Genomic DNA, 378 nt, shown 5'->3' on the forward strand with positions numbered 1-378 from the left:
GCATGGAGCCAGTCTTCGCCGACCGCCTGGGACTTCAAGATACGCCAGGGCGTCACATTCCATGACGGGAGCCCCCTGACGGCCGAAGCGGCGGCGAACGCACTCAACCAGCTCCTGGCGGCGCAGGTGCCGGCAAGGGCTTTTTCGAAGAAGAACATCAAATCCGTCGAGGTGCTGGACACCGAGACCCTGCGCATCACCACCGTCGAACCCTCGGTCTTCCTCCCCGGCCAGCTGGCCAGTCCGGCCACGACGATCCTGGCACCGGCAGCCTACAAGGACGGCAAGGTCAACCCGATCAAGACCTGCACTGGCCCCTTCGCCATCACGCGCGTCGATGCCAAGCAAGGCATGACCGTCAAGCGCAATGACAACTAC

1 protein-coding gene is annotated in these 378 nt (G+C 63.8%); it reads left to right on the top strand.

Annotated elements, in window-relative coordinates:
- The coding region (locus AB4Y92_RS26470; protein ID WP_441822325.1) for an ABC transporter substrate-binding protein at positions 1-378 on the top strand (378 nt) is incomplete at both ends.

It is taken from the genome of Lysobacter sp. TAB13 (genome assembly GCF_052113885.1).
In the GTDB taxonomy this organism is placed as follows: domain Bacteria; phylum Pseudomonadota; class Gammaproteobacteria; order Xanthomonadales; family Xanthomonadaceae; genus Lysobacter; species Lysobacter gummosus.